Origin of the sequence: Cellulomonas sp. GbtcB1, from assembly GCF_019091725.1 — a bacterium.
In the GTDB taxonomy this organism is placed as follows: Bacteria; Actinomycetota; Actinomycetes; order Actinomycetales; family Cellulomonadaceae; genus Cellulomonas.
On the sequence record NZ_JAGXJG010000507.1, the window covers coordinates 1 to 239 of the forward strand.

The 239-nt window shown below is 71.5% G+C and carries 1 pseudogene; it reads right to left on the reverse strand.

Annotated elements, in window-relative coordinates:
- Nucleotides 1-239, reverse strand: a pseudogene (locus KVT14_RS21195) (sugar ABC transporter ATP-binding protein); the annotation flags it as partial.

The following is a 239-nucleotide window of genomic DNA, read 5'->3' on the forward strand; positions in this document are numbered from 1 at the left end:
CGTCGAGTTCCACAGCACCACGCGGGCGACCGCGACGGTCTGCCGCCGCCCGCCGGACAGGCGCGCGACGTGCAGCCGGATCGCCCGCACCGTCCGCACCGACAGCGAGGCCAGCACCTCCGCGGCCCGGGTCTCCATCGCGTCCTCGTCGAGCCGGATGCCCTTCTTCAGCTCCCGGCCCAGGAACATGTTGTGGACGATGTCGAGGTAGTCGCACAGCGCGGGGTCCTGGTAGACGA